The sequence below is a fragment of the Microbacterium sp. genome (genome assembly GCF_029263575.1).
In the GTDB taxonomy this organism is placed as follows: Bacteria; Actinomycetota; Actinomycetes; order Actinomycetales; family Microbacteriaceae; genus Microbacterium.
In genome coordinates, this window is record NZ_JAJUFV010000017.1 from 1 (window position 1) to 17,013 (window position 17,013).

Annotated in this window: 20 protein-coding genes; 12 read left to right on the top strand and 8 right to left on the bottom strand. The window is 68.0% G+C overall.

What is annotated here, in order from left to right; translation table 11 throughout:
• On the bottom strand, positions 1-286 hold a 286-nt coding region (locus Q1J95_RS03170), incomplete at its 3' end, for a helix-turn-helix transcriptional regulator (RefSeq protein ID WP_300265820.1).
• 97 nt (positions 287-383) lie between these two features.
• Here Q1J95_RS03170 and Q1J95_RS03175 point away from each other — a divergent pair.
• The 8 genes from Q1J95_RS03175 (at position 384) to Q1J95_RS03210 (ending at position 7,037) form a co-directional block, all read left to right on the top strand.
• Entirely contained in the window at positions 384-1,097 is a 714-nt protein-coding gene (locus Q1J95_RS03175) for an AzlC family ABC transporter permease (protein WP_300265821.1), read from the top strand.
• A complete protein-coding gene (locus tag Q1J95_RS03180) occupies positions 1,094-1,408 on the top strand; it encodes an AzlD domain-containing protein (protein ID WP_300265822.1) in 315 nt (104 codons plus the stop codon). The genes Q1J95_RS03175 and Q1J95_RS03180 overlap by 4 nt, the downstream gene beginning before the upstream one ends.
• A gap of 32 nt (positions 1,409-1,440) precedes the next feature.
• Positions 1,441-1,839 (top strand): histidinol dehydrogenase, encoded by a 399-nt coding sequence (locus Q1J95_RS03185; RefSeq protein WP_300265851.1) that lies wholly within the window; start codon positions 1,441-1,443, stop codon positions 1,837-1,839.
• 9 nt (positions 1,840-1,848) lie between these two features.
• On the top strand, positions 1,849-2,169 hold the full coding sequence (gene fdxA, locus Q1J95_RS03190; RefSeq protein WP_300265823.1) for a ferredoxin: 321 nt from the start codon (positions 1,849-1,851) through the stop codon (positions 2,167-2,169).
• A 5-nt stretch (positions 2,170-2,174) separates the two neighbouring features.
• Entirely contained in the window at positions 2,175-3,311 is a 1,137-nt protein-coding gene (gene dapC / locus Q1J95_RS03195) for a succinyldiaminopimelate transaminase (RefSeq protein WP_300265824.1), read from the top strand.
• A gap of 166 nt (positions 3,312-3,477) precedes the next feature.
• Entirely contained in the window at positions 3,478-4,773 is a 1,296-nt protein-coding gene (locus Q1J95_RS03200; protein WP_300265825.1) for a citrate synthase, read from the top strand.
• 66 nt (positions 4,774-4,839) lie between these two features.
• The gene (locus Q1J95_RS03205; RefSeq protein WP_300265826.1) at positions 4,840-5,679 is read left to right on the top strand and encodes an SDR family NAD(P)-dependent oxidoreductase; all 840 of its coding nucleotides are present in this window, start codon (positions 4,840-4,842) and stop codon (positions 5,677-5,679) included.
• The gene (locus Q1J95_RS03210; protein ID WP_300265827.1) at positions 5,676-7,037 is read left to right on the top strand and encodes an AMP-binding protein; all 1,362 of its coding nucleotides are present in this window, start codon (positions 5,676-5,678) and stop codon (positions 7,035-7,037) included. Before Q1J95_RS03205 ends, Q1J95_RS03210 begins: the two co-directional genes overlap by 4 nt.
• Here Q1J95_RS03210 and Q1J95_RS03215 read toward each other — a convergent pair.
• Entirely contained in the window at positions 7,022-8,506 is a 1,485-nt protein-coding gene (locus Q1J95_RS03215) for a DEAD/DEAH box helicase (protein WP_300265828.1), read from the bottom strand. The two genes, Q1J95_RS03210 and Q1J95_RS03215, sit on opposite strands and share 16 nt — an antisense overlap.
• Before the next feature lie 203 nt (positions 8,507-8,709).
• A complete protein-coding gene (dapD, locus tag Q1J95_RS03220; RefSeq protein WP_300265829.1) occupies positions 8,710-9,651 on the bottom strand; it encodes a 2,3,4,5-tetrahydropyridine-2,6-dicarboxylate N-succinyltransferase in 942 nt (313 codons plus the stop codon).
• A gap of 54 nt (positions 9,652-9,705) precedes the next feature.
• Between dapD and dapE the strand changes: the two genes are divergently transcribed.
• The 3 genes from dapE to Q1J95_RS03235 all read left to right on the top strand — a co-directional run bounded on the left by dapE (position 9,706) and on the right by Q1J95_RS03235 (position 12,241).
• Entirely contained in the window at positions 9,706-10,779 is a 1,074-nt protein-coding gene (gene dapE / locus Q1J95_RS03225) for a succinyl-diaminopimelate desuccinylase (protein ID WP_300265830.1), read from the top strand.
• Complete coding sequence (locus tag Q1J95_RS03230; RefSeq protein WP_300265831.1) at positions 10,761-11,981, top strand: hypothetical protein; 1,221 nt, start codon at positions 10,761-10,763, stop codon at positions 11,979-11,981. The genes dapE and Q1J95_RS03230 overlap by 19 nt, the downstream gene beginning before the upstream one ends.
• A gap of 92 nt (positions 11,982-12,073) precedes the next feature.
• Positions 12,074-12,241 carry a DUF3117 domain-containing protein gene (locus Q1J95_RS03235; RefSeq protein ID WP_300265832.1) on the top strand — a complete coding sequence of 56 codons (168 nt, stop codon included), beginning with the start codon at positions 12,074-12,076 and terminating at the stop codon, positions 12,239-12,241.
• Between the two features lie 119 nt (positions 12,242-12,360).
• Here Q1J95_RS03235 and Q1J95_RS03240 read toward each other — a convergent pair whose 3' ends face one another.
• Positions 12,361-13,002, bottom strand: a complete 642-nt coding sequence (locus tag Q1J95_RS03240) for a class I SAM-dependent methyltransferase (RefSeq protein ID WP_300265833.1) — start codon at positions 13,000-13,002, stop codon at positions 12,361-12,363.
• Positions 13,003-13,089: 87 nt separating this feature from the next.
• Here Q1J95_RS03240 and Q1J95_RS03245 point away from each other — a divergent pair, with 87 nt between their 5' ends.
• Positions 13,090-13,497 carry a Sec-independent protein translocase TatB gene (locus Q1J95_RS03245; RefSeq protein WP_300265834.1) on the top strand — a complete coding sequence of 136 codons (408 nt, stop codon included), beginning with the start codon at positions 13,090-13,092 and terminating at the stop codon, positions 13,495-13,497.
• Positions 13,498-13,499: 2 nt separating this feature from the next.
• Here the strand turns inward: Q1J95_RS03245 and Q1J95_RS03250 are convergent, their stop codons facing one another.
• Genes Q1J95_RS03250 through Q1J95_RS03265 form a run of 4 tightly spaced genes read right to left on the bottom strand, consistent with a single transcriptional unit; the run spans position 13,500 to position 16,956 of the window.
• Positions 13,500-14,003, bottom strand: a complete 504-nt coding sequence (locus Q1J95_RS03250) for a YcxB family protein (RefSeq protein ID WP_300265835.1) — start codon at positions 14,001-14,003, stop codon at positions 13,500-13,502.
• Positions 14,004-14,015: 12 nt separating this feature from the next.
• Positions 14,016-15,134, bottom strand: a complete 1,119-nt coding sequence (locus Q1J95_RS03255) for an Mrp/NBP35 family ATP-binding protein (RefSeq protein WP_300265836.1) — start codon at positions 15,132-15,134, stop codon at positions 14,016-14,018.
• The gene (locus Q1J95_RS03260) at positions 15,131-15,691 is read right to left on the bottom strand and encodes a DUF1003 domain-containing protein (RefSeq protein ID WP_300265837.1); all 561 of its coding nucleotides are present in this window, start codon (positions 15,689-15,691) and stop codon (positions 15,131-15,133) included. The genes Q1J95_RS03255 and Q1J95_RS03260 overlap by 4 nt, the downstream gene beginning before the upstream one ends.
• A complete protein-coding gene (locus tag Q1J95_RS03265) occupies positions 15,691-16,956 on the bottom strand; it encodes a CBS domain-containing protein (protein ID WP_300265838.1) in 1,266 nt (421 codons plus the stop codon). The genes Q1J95_RS03260 and Q1J95_RS03265 overlap by 1 nt, the downstream gene beginning before the upstream one ends.
• Positions 16,957-17,013 lie beyond the last annotated feature (57 nt).

Below are 17,013 nucleotides of genomic sequence, written 5' to 3' on the forward strand. Positions count from 1 at the left end.
GACTGGCGCTGTAGGCGGCCGCGGCCGATGGGACACCGGCGAGATCGTCGGCGCGGATGAGCGTGGGCGCGTTCGCCTGCTGGACCACGAGCACGGCGAATGGAACATCAAGCGCGACCCCCAGCGCCCACAGTGTTTCGACGCTGGGGTTTCCCGTGCCGTTCTCGAGCTGCGAGACGGTCGCCTTGGAGACGCCGGCGCGTCGGGCGAGCTCGGAGATGCTGAGGTCCGCCGATTCTCGCTCGCGACGCAGCGCCCGACCGATGCGTGATCCCAACTCTTCCATCTGTTCATTATGGCAAACGGTCGTTCGCTTTGACGAGAGGGCAATGGACGTTCACAATGGTGGTCAGGTGTTCACTGAAGTGAACGAAGGGAGTTCCGTGACTGCACGACGTGAGGCGTGGCGCGAGGGCATCGGCGTCGCCGTGGCCACGAGCGCCTACGGCATCTCGTTCGGCGCGCTCGCCGTGGCATCCGGGCTCGATGTCTGGCAGACCTGCGTGCTGAGCCTCGTGATGTTCACCGGGGGATCGCAATTCGCCTTCGTCGGCGTCTTCAGCGCCGGCGGGATCGTCGCGCTGCCGTCGGCGATCGCGTCGGCTGTGCTGTTGGGAGTGCGAAATCTTGCCTACGGCATGCGGATGTCGCCGATCATCGGTACCGGCTTCTGGCGCCGCGTCGCCGCCGCGCACGTCACGATCGACGAGTCGACGGCCGTGGCCATCTCGCAGAGCACCGCACCGCTTCGTCGCCTGGGCTTCTGGGTCACCGGCATCGGCGTCTTCGTCGGGTGGAACCTCACCACCCTCGTCGGGGCGCTGATCGGTGACGTGCTGGGAGACCCCAGGGCCTGGGGGCTGGATGCCGCGGCAGCCGCCGCCTTCTTGGCACTGTTGTGGCCGCGTCTGAAGAAACGTCAAGCGGTCGTCGTCGGCGCCGCAAGTGCTGTCGTCGCCGCGTCGCTCACGCCCGTCATCATGCCCGGGCTGCCGGTGATCGTGGCCGCGGTCGTGGCGATCGTCGTGGGGTGGTTCAACTGGTTCAGCGGTGAGCGTGCTGAACGCCGCGCACCGATGAACGGAGCGAGCGCATGAGCGTGTGGAGTGCTGTGCTGCTGGCCGCGTGCGCATGCGTCGCGCTCAAGGCATTCGGGTATCTGATTCCCGCCCACCTGCTGGAGGCGCCGCGGCCGGCGCGCATCTCGGATCTGCTGACGGTCGCACTGCTCGCCGCCCTCGTCGCCGTGCAGACGTTGGGAGATGGCCAGGCCGTCGTCGTCGACGCGCGCGTTCCGGCGGTGCTGGTCGCTGCAGGGCTGCTGTATCTGCGGCAGTCGTTCCTCGTAGTGGTGATCGCGGCGGCGGCCGTCGCGGCGCTGCTTCGGCTCGTCGGCTGGGCGGTGTGAGCGCGCGCTGCGCGTAAGATCACAGGGTGCGTATGTGGATTTCGCGTGTTCTGTCCTGTGTGGCGGCGGCCCTTGTAGGGGCTGTCTACGGCATTGCCGGAACCATGGCGCACAGCCTGCTCTGGGGTGTCATCCCCGTCGGGCTCATCATCGGAGCCATCGCGTGTGCCGCACTGCTCGTCGCCGTGCGCGCACTGACCCACGACCGGTTGTCGACCCTGGCCACAGCGGTCGGGATGCTAGGGATGCTGCTGATCATGTCGGGCACGGGGCCGGGCGGATCCGTCGTCGTGCCGAACACGATCTACGGGCAGATCTGGATCTATCTCGTCGCGGGGATTAGCCTGCTGGCTGTCGCCTGGCCCGCGCTGCCGCAGCGCAAAGCACGTGAAACCCCTGCACGCGAAGAGAGCGCCCTGAACCCGTCGTAGACTGGAGGGGTGACGTATGTGATCGCCCTTCCGTGCGTCGATGTCAAGGATCGCGCTTGCATCGACGAGTGCCCCGTTGACTGCATCTACGAGGGCGAACGTTCGCTCTACATCCACCCCGATGAGTGCGTCGACTGCGGCGCCTGCGAACCGGTGTGCCCCGTCGAGGCGATCTACTACGAAGACGACCTGCCCGAAGAGTGGGCCGACTACTACAAGGCCAACGTCGAGTTCTTCAACGAGGTCGGCTCGCCCGGAGGGGCTGCGAAGGTCGGCGTCATCAAGTACGACCATCCGATCGTGGCCGCTCTGCCCCCGCAGAGCGAGTAGTCGCCGTGGGTGTCCGCGATCTCGCCGACTATCCGTGGGATGCGGTCGTGCCGTACCGGCAGCGCGCGGCAGAGCATCCGCAGGGCATCGTCGATCTGTCCATCGGGTCGCCGATCGATCCGACCCCCGACGTCGTCCGGCACGCACTGGCCGAGGCGACAGACGCACACGCCTATCCGCAGACGGTCGGCACGCCCGCCCTTCGCGAGGCGATCGTCGACTGGTATGCACGGCGACGCCGTGTGACAGACCTCACGGTCGAGAACGTTCTGCCGACGATCGGATCGAAAGAGCTCGTAGCCTTGCTTCCCACTCTGCTGGGGCTCGGCGAGGGCGACATCGTCGTGGTCCCCCGCATCGCCTACCCGACGTACGAAGTCGGGGCCAGGGTCGCCGGGGCGACGCCGGTGGCAGAAGACGATCCGGCAGCGTGGCCCGAAGGTGCCAGGCTGATCTGGATCAACACGCCGGGAAACCCCGACGGTCGCACATGGACTGCCGAGGAGCTCGCCGTCGCGGTGGCCCGCGCTCGAGAGCTCGGGGCGGTGCTCGCGAGCGACGAGTGCTATGCCGAGCTCGGCTGGGACGGCCTGTGGGCGGACGAGCCGGTGCCGTCCGTGCTCGATCCCCGTGCGAGCGGAGGGAGCCGACAGGGCCTGCTGAGCGTCTACTCATTGAGCAAGCAGTCCAACCTCGCCGGCTACCGGGCGGCCTTCGTAGCGGGGTGCGCGCGCATCATCGGCGACCTCTTGACTGCTCGAAAGCACCTCGGACTCATGCCGCCGGCGCCGGTTCAGCATGCGATGGCGGCGGCCCTGGGTGACCACGCGCACGTGGCCGAGCAGAAAGAGCTCTACCGTGCTCGTCGAGATCTGCTGCGCCCCGCGCTGGAAGCCGCCGGATTCCGCATCGAGGGCTCTGAGGCCGGGCTGTATCTGTGGGCGACCGAGGGTCGGGATGCGTGGGAATCGATGCAGCGTCTGGCTGATATCGGCATCCTCGCCGGGCCCGGACTGTTCTACGGGGCGGCGGGTGCCCGCCATGTGCGGCTGTCGCTGACCGCACCGTTGGAGCGGGTCGCCGAGGGCGCGCGGCGTCTGCGCGAGGCTGCGCCGTCGGTCAGGCCAGCATCCGCGCTGTAGGTTTCGACGACGTTCCACCGGCATCTCTTGGCGGATGTCACAGTAGGCCAATGTGAGCACTAGGCTGTAATGGCGATTCGTTCGCGGTGCAACCACGCACCGCGCGAGGCGCACGCCTCGACGAAGAAGACCGACACGGTCGATCACGATGTACAAGGAGGACCGCGTGAGCTCAGCGGGAGATCAGCAGGAGAAAGCGACTCTCACGATCGGCGGCAACACCGCGGAGTTCCCCGTTCTGCGTGGCACGGCGGGTGCTGACAGCATCGACTTCTCGACGCTGACCAAGCAGACCGGGTACACCGGTCTCGACTACGGCTTCGTCAACACCGCCTCCACGAAGTCCGACATCACCTTCATCGACGGCGATCAGGGAATCCTCCGATATCGCGGCTACCCGATCGAGCAGATCGCGAAGAGCTGCAGCTACCTCGAGGTGGCGTGGCTGCTCATCTACGGCGAGCTTCCTTCGCCTGCGGAGCTGGCAGATTTCGACGACCGCATCCGTCGGCACACGCTGCTGCACGAAGATATCAAGCACTTCTTCTCGGCGCTTCCGCACACCGCGCACCCCATGTCGGTGCTGTCGTCCGCGGTCGCGGCGCTCTCGACCTATTACGAGGGTCAGACCGACCCCAACAACCCCGAGCACGTCGAGCTGAACATGGTGCGCATGCTCGCCAAGCTCCCCGTGATCGCCGCCTACGCGCACAAGAAGAGCGTCGGCCAGGCCTACCTCTACCCTGACAACTCGTTGAGCTTCGTCGACAACTTCCTCAAGCTGAACTTCGGCGTGCACTCCGAGCCCTACGAGGTCAACCCGGTGATGTCGAAGGCTCTCGAGCTGCTGCTGATTCTGCACGAAGACCACGAGCAGAACGCATCGACCTCGACGGTGCGTCTGGTCGGATCGACCGGCGCGAACCAGTTCGCCTCGATTTCGGCCGGCATCCAGGCGCTCTCCGGCCCGTTGCACGGCGGCGCCAACGAAGCCGTGCTCAGCATGCTCGCCGAGATCCGGGAGTCGGGTCAGGGCGTGGCGCGATTCGTCGAGCGGGTCAAGAACAAAGAAGAGGGTGTGAAGCTCATGGGCTTCGGGCACCGCGTCTACAAGAACTATGACCCGCGCGCGAAGCTCGTGAAAGAAGCCGCCGATGAGGTGCTGCGCGAGCTCGGCGTGACCGACCCGCTGCTCGACCTCGCGAAGGAACTCGAGGAGATCGCGCTGGCCGACGATTACTTCAAAGAGCGTCGCCTGTACCCGAACGTCGATTTCTACACCGGCGTCATCTACAAGGCGATGGGCTTCCCGACCCGCATGTTCACGGTGCTGTTCGCGATCGGACGACTGCCCGGCTGGCTCGCCCAGTGGCGCGAGCTGAACCTCGACCCGCAGACCAAGATCGGCCGCCCGCAGCAGCTGTACACCGGCGCCGGCGAACGGCACTTCCCGACGCGCTGAGAAACCGCCGGCGATGCCGACGTCCGTGTCTCTGCCCACCAGCGCTCCGGCGTCACGACGGTGGATATGAGCCTTCTCGAATGGATGCTCGGAATGCGCCCGCGTCCTCCACACGGCGCACGTGTGCGACGTGTGATGGCGGGGCGTCTCGTGGTCATCACCGGAGCCTCCCGGGGAATCGGGGCAGAGTGCGCGCGCCGGTTCGCAGCGGCCGGAGCACGCGTCGTGCTCATCGCGCGCTCGACGCAGGCACTCGAGGTCATCGCGCAGCAGATCCGCGATCGCGGCGGTGAGGCGCACGCGATTCGGCTGGATCTGCGCGATCGCGATGCCGTCGAGCACGCCGCCCGCGCGCTCATCGCCGAGCACGGACCGCCAGCGGTCGTGGTGTCTAACGCGGGACACTCCATCCACCGCACGCTCGCACAGTACGCGGACCGTGGGCACGATGCCGAGCGCCTATTCGGCGTGAACGCACTGGGGCCGGTAGCGCTGATGCGCGTGCTGATCCCCGCGATGCAGCGCGGCGGCGGTGGCAGCGTGGTGGCTGTGTCATCGGTCAGCGCGGTCGTTCCCGCGGCGGGCTGGTCTGTCTACGGCGCCTCCAAAGCGGCGGCGGATGCGTGGTTCGCCGCTGTCGCTCAGGAGATCGCGCCCGAGGTGACGGTCTCGCTCGTTCGACTGCCGCTCGTCCGAACGGAGATGATCGCTCCGACACCGGCCTACGCACGGAGTGCGGCGATGCGACCGGTCGATGCGGCCGGGCTCATCGCGCGCGCCATCGTCACCCGGCGTCGAACATATGGGCCGTGGTGGCTCTCGCCGGTAGCTGCGCTTCTGGCGCTGTGGCCCACGGCGCTCGATCGTCTGCTCGCGTCGCACGAAAGCAGGACGGTGCGCCGGTGACCGACAGCGTGACGCTGCGCGGCGTCTCCTCCGGGGCCGCGATGGGCTCTCTGATCTGCCGGGTCGGCGTGCTGCGGCATCCGTGGCGCACCGCACGCATTCTTCGGATGCATGGGGGTTCGCTGCCGGCGGCGATCGAGCTCGGGGCACTGCGCGACGAACGCAAGATCGCGCTGGTGCGCGGCGCGGAGCAGATCAGCTACGCGCGCCTGCGCCGGGCGCTGCACGCGACCGCGGCCGCGCTCGCTGATCGTTGCGAGGCTGGCGGCCGGGTCGGCATCGGCATCGACCAGAGCGCCGCCAGCGTCGTCCTGCTCGCGGCGGCGCTGGCTGCCGGGCTTGATGCGGTTCCGCTGGGCCGGCGGCTGAGCCAGCACGACAGAGATGCTGTCGCAGACCAGCTGCGGCTCACCGATCTTCTGGACCCCGCGCGGGATGTCCTGTGGGACGGAGGCCGACAACCTGCGAGGGCCGCAGGTCAGTTGATGATTCTCTCCAGCGGGAGCACCGGCACGCCACGCGTCACCGGACGCCGGAGCTTTCGACTTCGCGCCCTCATCCCGCTGGCCGACCTCGACCGACGGATCCACTGGCCTGCGGGACCCGTTCTCGTGCTGGCGCCGTTGGATCACGGACACGGATTGAGCGCGGTCGTCGCCGGGTTCTTGCGTGGCGCGACCGTGCTGCTCGGCGCCCAGTCGCCGTCCGATGAGATCGTGGCGATGGCGGCCGACCATCAGCCGTCCTGCGTCACGGGCGTTCCCATGCAGCTGGCACGCGCGGTACGGGCGGGCGCTTTCGATAGCGGGCATCTGCGATTGATCGTCTCCGGGTCCTCACGCCTGCAAGATGAGCTCGCGGAGGAGATGCGCGTGCGCACCGGGGCACGAGTCATCGACTGCCTGGGAACGACCGAGACGGGCACGTTCGCTGTCCGGCTGCCGCCCGAGGGATTCCAGCCGTTGGCCGGGGTGCGCCTGCTCGTCGACCACGAACATCGTGTGATCGTCGACACCCCGTTGGCGGACGAACCGACACCGACCGGTGACACCGGGGAGGTCAGCGCCGCAGGTCTCCACCTGCACGGACGTGCCGACGGATTAGTGGATACGGCCGGCGAGCTGGTCTCGCCGCTGCGCATGCGCCGAGCCTTCGAGAGCCTTCCTCAGGTGGTGTCGTGTCGCATCGACGCGGTTGACGATGAGCTGCGCGGTACGCTGCTCATCGCCCGAGTCGAGGTGCACGATTCACCGGGTGTCGAGGCATCCGATCTGAGGGAAGCGCTGCTGCCCGTCCTCGGTCGCAGCGGTCTGCCTCAGCGGATCGACATTGTGTCGCCCGCTCAGCGCCCTGCGTAGCCCCCGCCGCCCTGGGCACGACGCGAGCGCCGCGTGTCGACCCGCTGACCGACCTGGATGCCGGAGCGCTGCCCGCCGCTGGAGCGCTGACCGCCGGAACGCTGACCGCCGGTGCGCTGCCCCTGCGACGCGGGTTGACCCTGAGCGCCCTGCGGACGGCCGTTCTGACTCTGTCCGCTCTGGGGGCGCCGGCGACGGCGAGCGGGCGCGCCAGAGGCCGGCGCGCCGCCCTGCTGCGGCTGGCGCGGCTTCTTGGGCTGCTGGCGCTGCTGGGGCTGCGGAGGAGCGGGCTTGACGTAGGCGGCGCGCTCGCCGACGAGCTCGTCGACGATGTCGGCGTTCACCTGCTCGAGGTCGGCTGCGATCTTCGCCTTGCGCAGCAGGTCTTTCACATCGCGGCGCTGTTCGGGCAGTACGACGGTGACGACGGTGCCGGCGGCGCCCGCACGCGCGGTACGTCCCGAGCGGTGCAGGTAGGCCTTGTGCTCCATCGGCGGGTCGACGTGCACGACCAGGTCGACGTTGTCGACGTGCACGCCGCGTGCGGCCACGTCGGTGGCGACGAGCACGCGTACGCCGCCGTCGGCGGGATCGGCGGAGAACGCGGTCAGGTTGCGCTCCCGCGCGTTCTGGGACAGGTTGCCGTGCAGATCGACCGCGGGGATTCCGGCGGCTGTGAGCTGCTTGGCGAGCTTCTTCGCCTGGTGCTTGGTGCGCGTGAAGAGGATGCGCCGGCCCGTGCCCGAGGCGAGATCGCGCACGAGCGAGGTCTTGTGCTCGGTTCCGGTCGTCATGAGCACGCGGTGGGTCATCTCGCCGACAGGCACGCTCGCCTCATCGACCTCGTGGCTGACCGGGTTCGACAGGAAGCGCTTCGCAAGCGCGTCGATACCGCGATCAAGCGTCGCGCTGAACAGCAGTCGCTGCCCGCCCGCGGGTGTCGCGGTGAGAATGCGGGTGACGCCGGGGAGGAAGCCCAGATCGGCCATGTGGTCGGCCTCGTCGAGAACAGCCACCTCGACCGCGTCGAGCGAGACGAGCTTCTGCTTCATGAGGTCTTCCAGGCGTCCCGGGCACGCGACGACGATGTCGACGCCGCTGCGCAGAGCCTGCTCCTGCGGACGCTGGCTCACGCCGCCGAAGATCGTGGTGACGCGCAGGCCCGCGGTCTCAGCGAGAGGTGTGACGGTCGCGGCGATCTGGGTTGCGAGCTCACGCGTGGGGGCGAGGATCAGGCCGCGCGGATGCTGCGGGCGCGTCTTCGTGTTCGAAGCGCTCAGGCGTGCGACCAGCGGGATCGCGAAGGCGATCGTCTTGCCGCTGCCGGTTCGGCCGCGACCGAGCAGATCGCGTCCGGCAAGCGAATCAGGAAGCGTGTCGCGCTGAATCGCGAAGGCCTCGGTCTTGCCCTCTGCGGCAAGTGAGTCGGCCAGGCGTGCGGGTACGCCGAGTTCGAGGAAGGTAGGCATAGTGGTACTCCGTGAGCGCGCCGCAGCGCGCATGGTTCGTAGGGTGGGCGACCGCGCACAGGAAGTGCGCAGAGGTTCGCCGTTCGAAACGCCAACTGGTGGAGGAGCTGTGCAGCTCGCTTCGGTCGAGAAGACCCCGTGTCGACGACGCAGCTGTCTCAGACGAATCTGGACAACCGTTCAATACTACCAGGCACTGGGCCTCAGGCGTGCAGAGCCTCGTTCAGGGTGACGCCGACGCCCTGACGCTGACGAGCCTCGACCGCGCCGCTGACGGAGTTGCGCACGAAGAGCAGTCCGTTATGTCCCGAGAGCTCGGCTGCCTTGACGATGCGCTTGCCGCCGTCGGCTGTGGTCGGAGAATCAGCCAGCACGACCTTGGTGCCAGCGGTGAGGTAGAGGCCGGCTTCGACGATGCAGTCGTCGCCGAGCGCGATACCGAGCCCCGCGTTCGCACCCAGGAGAGTGCGCTCGCCGATCGATACGCGAACGGTGCCGCCGCCCGAGAGCGTGCCCATGATGGAAGCGCCGCCGCCGATGTCGCTGTTCGCGCCGACCACGACGCCCTGGGAGATGCGGCCCTCGACCATGACAGCGCCGAGCGTTCCGGCGTTGAAGTTCACGAAGCCCTCGTGCATCACGGTGGTGCCGGGGGAGAGATGCGCGCCCAGCCGTACGCGTGCGGCGTCGCCGATTCGAACGCCCTCGGGCTGGACGTAGTCGGTCAGACGTGGGAACTTGTCCAGGCTCTGCACCTGGATGCTGTGCCGACGCAGCTGTGGCTGCAACCGAGCGGCGTCGGCGGGGTGCATCGGGCCGGCTGTGGTCCACGCCACGTTCGGCAGGTGGCCGAAGATGCCCTCGAGATTAACGTCGTTGGGGCGCACGAGCAGGTGCGAGAGCGCGTGCAGGCGCAGGTATGCGTCGGCGGTGGAAGTCGGGGCGGCGTCGAGGTCGATCTGCAGCTGGATCGTGTCGATCGTGACCGCGCGCCGCTCGTCGGCCCCGACGTAGCCGGACAGCTCATCGAGGTCGGATGCCGGCGCCTCGCCCGTGCCCACATGCAGGTACCACGCGTCGAGCGCCGTGCCGTCGGCGGCAATCGTGGTCAGACCGGTACCCCATACAGTGCGCTCGTTGTTCATGACTCATACGCTACCGGTCTTCGACTCGACAGCTGTGCGCCGTAGGCTGGACGGATGCTGCTCGATCTGACCGCGTCATCCGTCGACCTCACTCGCACGATCTGTGACATCCCTAGCGTCTCCGGCGACGAAGCCCGATTGGCCGACGCCATCGAGGCCGCGCTCGCCGAGTGTGCGCACCTCGAGGTGATCCGTCATGGCAACACGATCGTCGCCCGCACGAATCTGGGCCGTGATCAGCGCGTCGTGATCGCCGGACACATCGACACCGTGCCGATCAACGACAACGTTCCGACGCGAGACATCGAGATCGATGGTGAGCCGCACCTGTGGGGTCGCGGCACGGTCGATATGAAAGCGGGCGTCGCCGTGCAGCTGCGGCTCGCGGCGGAGCTGACCGAACCCGTGGTCGACATCACCTGGATGTGGTACGACAACGAAGAGGTCGCGGCGTCCTTGAACGGCCTGAATCTGCTGTCTGCCGATCGACCGGATCTCTTCGCCGCTGACTTCGCGATTCTCGGTGAGCCCTCCAACGGGCAGGTCGAGGGCGGATGCAACGGCACCCTGCGCGCGGTCGTTCGCACCCGCGGTGTGCGTGCTCACAGCGCACGCGCGTGGATCGGCGAGAACGCCATCCACGCGGCCGCGCCGATCCTGTCGCGTCTGGCGGAGTACCGCGCGAAAGAGGTGCAGGTTGAAGGGCTGGCCTACCGCGAGGGTCTCAGCGCCGTGCGCATCACCGGCGGCATCGCGGGAAACGTGATCCCCGATCTGTGTGAGGTCGAGGTCAATTACCGCTTCGCCCCCAACAAGACGGCGGCGGATGCCGAGGCTCATGTGCGCGGCGTGCTCGACGGCTTCGACGTCGAGATAACCGACTCGGCCGATGGCGCCAGGCCAGGCCTGGACGCGCCGATCGCTCAGCAGTTCGTCGCGGCCGTCGGCGCGGTCCCGCGCCCGAAGTACGGCTGGACCGACGTCGCCCGCTTCTCTGCCCTGGGCATCCCGGCGGTCAACTACGGCCCCGGGGATCCGCACCTCGCCCACCATGATGAGGAGCGCGTGCCGATCGCGCAGATCACCGCGGTCGAGCAGGGCTTGCGGGCGTGGCTCACCGCGCGCTGATCGCTGCCGCACGGTGGTGGGCGCGGACGCCGATCATCGTGCGCATCGCGGTGATCTATGTCACCGCGCGACTGGTCACCACGGCCCTCCTGCAGTTCGCCGCGCACCTGTCGGGACCGTTCTCCCGCTTCGGGGCTGACGCGAACATCGGCAGCTTCGTGCTGGGCTGGGACGCGCAGTGGTACTGGCTCGTGGCGTATGAAGGGTATCCCGCCGACCTTCCGCTGACAGCGTCGGGCCAGGTGGCCGAGAACGCCTGGGCATTCATGCCTGTCTATGCCTATGCCGCGCAGCTGGTGGGGCTCCCGTTCGGGTCCTGGGGAGCCGGTGCCCTGATCGTCACGCTCGTCGCTGGGTTCTTCGCCTGCGTGGCGCTGTATCGGCTGCTGCACAGCCGTATCGGCTCATCCGCGGCGCTGTGGGCGGTGACCTTCTTCGCCTGGGGCCCGCTGGCCGCGCTCTTCCAGGTCGGCTACGCGGAGGCGCTTTTCGTGCTGCTGCTGCTGATCGCTCTCGACCTCGTCGCGCGTCGCCGTTACGGCTGGGTCTATCCGGTCATCCTCGTCACGGCGTTCACACGCCCCGGCATCTTGGCCTTCGCGCTGTATCTCGGGCTCTACGGCATCCTCCGCTGGATTCGCCGCCGTCAGGACCCGCTGCCGGTCGGCGAGATCGTGCACATCGTCGCGCTCGGTCTCTTGGCGACGATCACCGGGTTCGCGTGGCAGGTCATCGCCGGGATCGTGACGGGAGATCCGGGTGCGTACCTGGCGACCGAGCTCTCATGGCGTCGCAACTGGATCGCAGACGCAGGCGGGGGCTTCGTACCGTTCGACGGCTGGGTGCAGGCCGCACAGTTCTGGTTCACGCAGTGGGGCATGCCCGGCCGGTGGGGGCTGATCGCCCTCGTGCTGCTCGTGCTTGGGGCCGCTGCGGTCCTGCTGTTCGCGGCGCTGGTGCGACGTCTGGGCGCCGACCTGCGGCTGTGGAGCGCGAGCTACGTGCTGTATCTGCTGGCGGTGTTCTTTCCCCAGTCGAGCACGTTCCGGCTGCTGATGCCCCTCACACCGCTGTGGGGAGCGGTCGCCGTGCCGCGCTCGCGCAGCTATCGCCTGACGGTGCTGGCGCTGTGCTTGGTGGGGCAGTGGGTGTGGATCTATCACGTCTACGCGGTGGCTACGCAGTTCTGGCAGGTTCCGTGACGGCGAATTAAGCCGCTGTTCTCTCACACGCGAGCAGGGGCGGAAGCATACCGATAAACTTGATGCATACCACCGAGGGAAAAGGAGCCACGATGGCAGCGATGAAGCCGAGGACCGGAGACGGACCCATGGAGGCCGTGAAGGAGGGGCGACTGATCATTGTGCGCGTTCCACTGGAAGGCGGCGGCCGACTGGTCGTCTCCGTGAACGATGCCGAAGCGAAGGAGCTGCACGACGTGCTGGCAGGCGTCGTGGCCTGATCGTTCGACGAATCGCTAGAGGGGCGGCAGATCCACGGATCTGCCGCCCCTCTTCGTCTGCGGTGGACGACGGGTCTGCGGTCTTCGACGGCCCGCTCAGACGCCGGATGCGTGCCGGCTCACATGCCCTCGGTGTTGAGGCTGACCAGTTGCAGGAGCCCTTCGCCGGCTGTTGAGAGAGCCGCGAGTACGGCCGGTGATTCCTGGGTTTCCTGGATGAGCGAGCGGTAGGCCGCGGTGACCTCATCGCGCTGCACCGGATCAGCGGCCTTGCCACCGGCGAGGACGCGGGGCACCAGCACCATGCCGCCGGTGCGCGCGAGACGCAACCCGTGCTCGACGTATTCGATGACGTTCTCGGGGTCGGCGTCGACGAGCACGATGTCATAGGAGGCCTCGTTCATGCGCGGCAGCACATCGGCCGCGCGACCGGTGATGAACCGCGCCTTGGTCGAGGGGACCTTCGCTTCGCTGAAGCTGCGACGAGCGGCGACCAGATGCTCGGGCTCGTTGTCGATCGAGGTGAGCACGGCCTGCGGTGCGCCGCGCATGAGCCAGAGCCCCGAGACACCCGCGCCGGTGCCGATCTCGACGATCGAACGGGCCCCCACCGCGGCCGTGAGCACGGCCAGCTGCGCACCGACGGCAGCGCTGATCGGCGCAGCGCCGAGTTCGACGGCGTGTGTGCGCGCGCGGGCGATGGCGGCGGGCTCGATGATCGCCTCGCGGATGTAACGTGCGTTTGCGTCGTTCTCGCTCATGACCCTGCTCCCGTGAGATTCCTGCTGCTTCCAGAGTATTCGCATGCCCTGTCGGAAGCGGGCAGGCGCGGCGGGTAGCCTATGTACATGGATTTCGGACTCACCTTCGAGAAGCTTGTTCTCATCGGGGTGATCGCTGCCATCGTCATCGGCCCGGAACGGCTTCCGGTGATGGCCGAGAAGCTCGCCGGGCTTGTTCGGTGGGTGGGCGAATACGTCCGCGACACCAAGTCCAGAATGCGCGATGAGATGGGCCCCGAGATCGACGATGTCGATTGGCGAAAGCTCGATCCGCGTCAGTACGATCCCCGTCGCATCATCCGCGACGCGCTCCTCGACGACTCACCCGCATCCGCGCCTGTCGCCGCCGCGGCAACGACGGCGACGGCGACCGCGGCCGTGGCATCCGCTGAACCGGTTCCGCCGCGCATCCCACGAGAGCGCCCCGTGTTCACGCGAGAGACGCCACCCCCGTTCGACAGCGAGGCGACCTGAGCTCAGATGCGTGAGCGGATCAGCGCGATGTCCTCGTCGCTGAGCAGGGCGCGCGGCACCGCGGTGACGACGGATTCGCCCCGCAGACGCAGCAGCGCGGCATTTTTCCCCACACGCACGGCGGTGAATGTCGTATAGGGCATGTCCGAGACGCCGCGCTCGGCGATGAGCTGGATGCTCTTCTCTTTCACCTGCACGCTCACGGTCGTTCCGCTGGGCATGGCCGTCGTGATGGCTCGGCGCACGGATGCACGGGTGAACATGATCGAGGCGACCATCAGCGCCACGATCGCGACGGGCATCCACGAGAGGGTGACGGCCCGCGCGCCGCCGGCGCCGCCCGTGATGGTGAGCACGACGATGTTGACGATGAGCGCGGCCAGCAGGGCCGTGTACGCGATGACGGCCAGGGGCCGCGTGAGGGCGTAGAGGACGGCATCGCCGACCATTCCGCGGTGCAACTCCGCATCGACCTGGATCGAACGGGGCGGGGAATCGGTGGTCACCTCAGAAGTCTTTCACAGCGACAGCGGCAGGGAGCGCCCCGCCAGACCCCGGCCGCGGTGTGCGATGTACTCCGAGACCGCGCGGATCGCGACAGACGAGGCATCGGCCGGTTCACCGACGACAACGGGCACGCCGGTGTCTCCGCCGGTGCGAAGCTGCGGGCTCAGCGGAATCGACACGAGCAGGGGGACGTCTTCATCGGGTTGCGAGAGCGCCTCGGCGACGGCCGCACCGCCGCCGGTGCCGAACAGGTCGACGACGGTGCCGTCGGGCAGGGTCAGCGCGGCCATGTTCTCGACCACCCCGATCACACGCTGGCCGGTCTGTCGGGCGACGACTCCGCTGCGGATGGCGACGTCGGATGCCGCGGCCTGCGGTGTCGTGACGACCAGCACCTCCGCGTGGGGGAGGATCTGTCCGATCGAGATCGCGATGTCTCCGGTTCCCGGCGGCATGTCGATCAGCAGCACGTCCAGGTCGCCGAAGAAGACGTCGGTGAGGAACTGCTGCACGGTGCGGTGCAGCATCGGCCCGCGCCAGGCGACGGCGGCATCGCCATCGCGGAGGAACATTCCGATCGAGATCGTCTTCACCCCGTGTGCGACCGGCGGGAGCATGAGGTCGTCGATGCGCGTCGGCTGGGTGCCGGCGGGGATGCCGAGAAGGCCGGGGATCGAGAACCCGTGCACGTCGGCGTCGACGAGCCCGACCGCGAGGCCCTGCTCCGCCAGCGCGACGGCGAGGTTCGCGGTGACGGTGGATTTTCCGACGCCGCCCTTGCCGCTGGAGACAAGGATGACGCGGGTGAGCGAATCGGGCCCGAAGGGCATCTGCCTGGCCGGACGCCCATCGCGCAGCTTCTCCGTCAGTGCCTTGCGCTCGGCGGGCGTCATCACCCCTAAGTCGATCGTGACATCGGCGATGCCGTCGACGGATGCCGCGGCACGGCGCACATCGGATTCGATGCGGTCGGCGGCCGGGCATCCGACGATCGTCAGTGCGATCGCGACGTGAGCATGTCCATCGTCGACGGAGATCTCTCGCACCATGTCGAGATCGCCGATCGGGCGGCGCAGCTCCGGATCGGAGACTGCGCCGACCGCCGCACGGACACGATCGGCGGCGCTCATCGCTCAGGTGGTCGCTGTCCTGCCGCCGACGCAGCATCGGTGGCAGGGGCAGAGCCTTCGTCGTCATCGTCGCCGAGCTCGTCGAGTATCGATCGCAGCTCTTGGCGCAGCACATCGCGTGTGACGGCCTGAGCGTTGCGCTCTTCCAGCGCGATGCGCAGCGCGACGATCTCGCGGGCCAGGTACTCGGTGTCGGCGAGGTTGCGCTCGGCGCGCTGGCGGTCCTGCTCGATCTGCACGCGGTCGCGGTCGTCCTGCCGGTTCTGCGCCAGCAGGATGAGCGGCGCGGCGTACGAGGCCTGCAGCGACAGCATCAGCGTGAGCGCCGTGAACCCGAGGGCTGCGTCATCGAAGCGGAGGGAGGTCGGCATCAGCACGTTCCAGCTGATCCAGGCGACGCAGAACACCGTGAGGATGAGCAGGAAGGCGGGAGTTCCCATGGCGCGGGCGACCCACTCGGTGAAGCGGCCGAAGCGGTCGCGCGAGGTGGGGCGCTGGCGTGCGCTGACGCGGCTGCGGCGGGGAGCGTCGAGTGCTGAGCGGTCAGATCGTGCCATCACAGCGCACCGCCCTTGAGCGCATCGGTCTCGGCATCCTGGCTGCGCCAGTCGTCGGGCAGCAGATAGTCGAGCACGTCGTCGATGCTCACCACGCCGACCAGGCGGTTCGCGGCGTCGACGACCGGCAGCGACACGAGGTCGTAGCTGGCGAGAAGGCGGGCCGTCTCTGCCGCCGAGGCGGTCGCTGAGACGGGCTCCATAGTCTCATCCACGATCGCGCCCAGGTGTTCGTGCGGCGGGTAGCGCAGCATCCGTTGGAAATGTACGACGCCCAGCAGGCGACCGGTGGGCGTCTCGAACGGTGGAAGGGTGACGAACACCGCCGCGGCCAGGGCCGGGTGCAGCTCATGGCGACGGATCAGCGCCAGCGCCTCGGCGACCGTGGCATCAGCCGAAAGCACGATCGGCTCGGTCGTCATCAAGCCGCCCGCCGTGTCGGGGTCGTAGCTCAGAAGCGTGCGCACGTCTTCGGCCTCTTCGGGCTCCATGAGATCGAGCAGCTCTTCGGTGCGCTTCTCGGGCAGTTGAGCGAGCAGGTCGGCGGCGTCGTCCGGCTCCATCTGATCGAGGATGTCGGCGGCTCGCTCGTCGCCCAGTCGCTCGAGGATGCGCACCTGGTCGTCTTCGGGCATCTCTTCGAGGGCGTCGGCCATGCGGTCGTTCGGCAGCTCTCGGGCGACCTCGATGATGCGTCTCTCGGGCAGATCCAGCAGCGTCGTCGCGAGATCGGCGGCGTGCAGCTCGGAGTACGAGGCGACCAGCTGTTCGGCCGACTGCGATTCGCCAGGCGTGCGCTTCTCGGCGACCTCGTTCCAGGCGGCGAACGTCGTCGGGCCCTTCGCGAACGGCGAGGCACTCGTCTTCGGCTTGCGCAGGAAGAGCTGGCTCACGCTCCACTCGCCGAGACGGTTGGGTTCGATGGCGACGTCTTCGATCACGGCCCGGCCCTGATCTTCGATGAGCTCGACGCGGCGCCCGAGCATCTCGGCGAGAATGCGCACTTCGCCGGGGCGCGGTTCGAACCGGCGCACGTTGATCAGACCTGTCGTGAGCACCTGCCCGGAGCGGATCGATGTGACCCGACCGATCGACATGAACACCTGCCGCCGCCCGGGAATCTCGATCACGAGACCGATCACGCGCGGGGCCGCGGTACTTCGGTAGACGATGACGACATCGCGGACTTTGCCGAGCCGGTCGCCGACGGGGTCGAAGACAGCGCAACCAGCCAGGCGCGCGACGAAAACCCGTTGTGTGCTCACTCCTCCAGCGTAGCCCGCGCCTATACCGATCTCGGCTTATCGAGAGCTATGCATGGG

Excerpts from the sequence above, each read along its gene's own strand:
- Q1J95_RS03180 (WP_300265822.1), top strand. The coding sequence starts at position 1,094 with ATGAGCGTGTGGAGTGCTGTGCTGCTGGCCGCGTGCGCATGCGTCGCG.
- Q1J95_RS03185 (WP_300265851.1), top strand. The coding sequence starts at position 1,441 with ATGTGGATTTCGCGTGTTCTGTCCTGTGTGGCGGCGGCCCTTGTAGGG.
- Q1J95_RS03205 (WP_300265826.1), top strand. The coding sequence starts at position 4,840 with ATGAGCCTTCTCGAATGGATGCTCGGAATGCGCCCGCGTCCTCCACAC.
- Q1J95_RS03215 (WP_300265828.1), bottom strand. The coding sequence starts at position 8,506 with ATGCCTACCTTCCTCGAACTCGGCGTACCCGCACGCCTGGCCGACTCA.
- dapD (WP_300265829.1), bottom strand. The coding sequence starts at position 9,651 with ATGAACAACGAGCGCACTGTATGGGGTACCGGTCTGACCACGATTGCC.
- dapE (WP_300265830.1), top strand. The coding sequence starts at position 9,706 with ATGCTGCTCGATCTGACCGCGTCATCCGTCGACCTCACTCGCACGATC.
- Q1J95_RS03235 (WP_300265832.1), top strand. The coding sequence starts at position 12,074 with ATGGCAGCGATGAAGCCGAGGACCGGAGACGGACCCATGGAGGCCGTG.
- Q1J95_RS03240 (WP_300265833.1), bottom strand. The coding sequence starts at position 13,002 with ATGAGCGAGAACGACGCAAACGCACGTTACATCCGCGAGGCGATCATC.
- Q1J95_RS03245 (WP_300265834.1), top strand. The coding sequence starts at position 13,090 with ATGGATTTCGGACTCACCTTCGAGAAGCTTGTTCTCATCGGGGTGATC.
- Q1J95_RS03255 (WP_300265836.1), bottom strand. The coding sequence starts at position 15,134 with ATGAGCGCCGCCGATCGTGTCCGTGCGGCGGTCGGCGCAGTCTCCGAT.
- Q1J95_RS03260 (WP_300265837.1), bottom strand. The coding sequence starts at position 15,691 with ATGGCACGATCTGACCGCTCAGCACTCGACGCTCCCCGCCGCAGCCGC.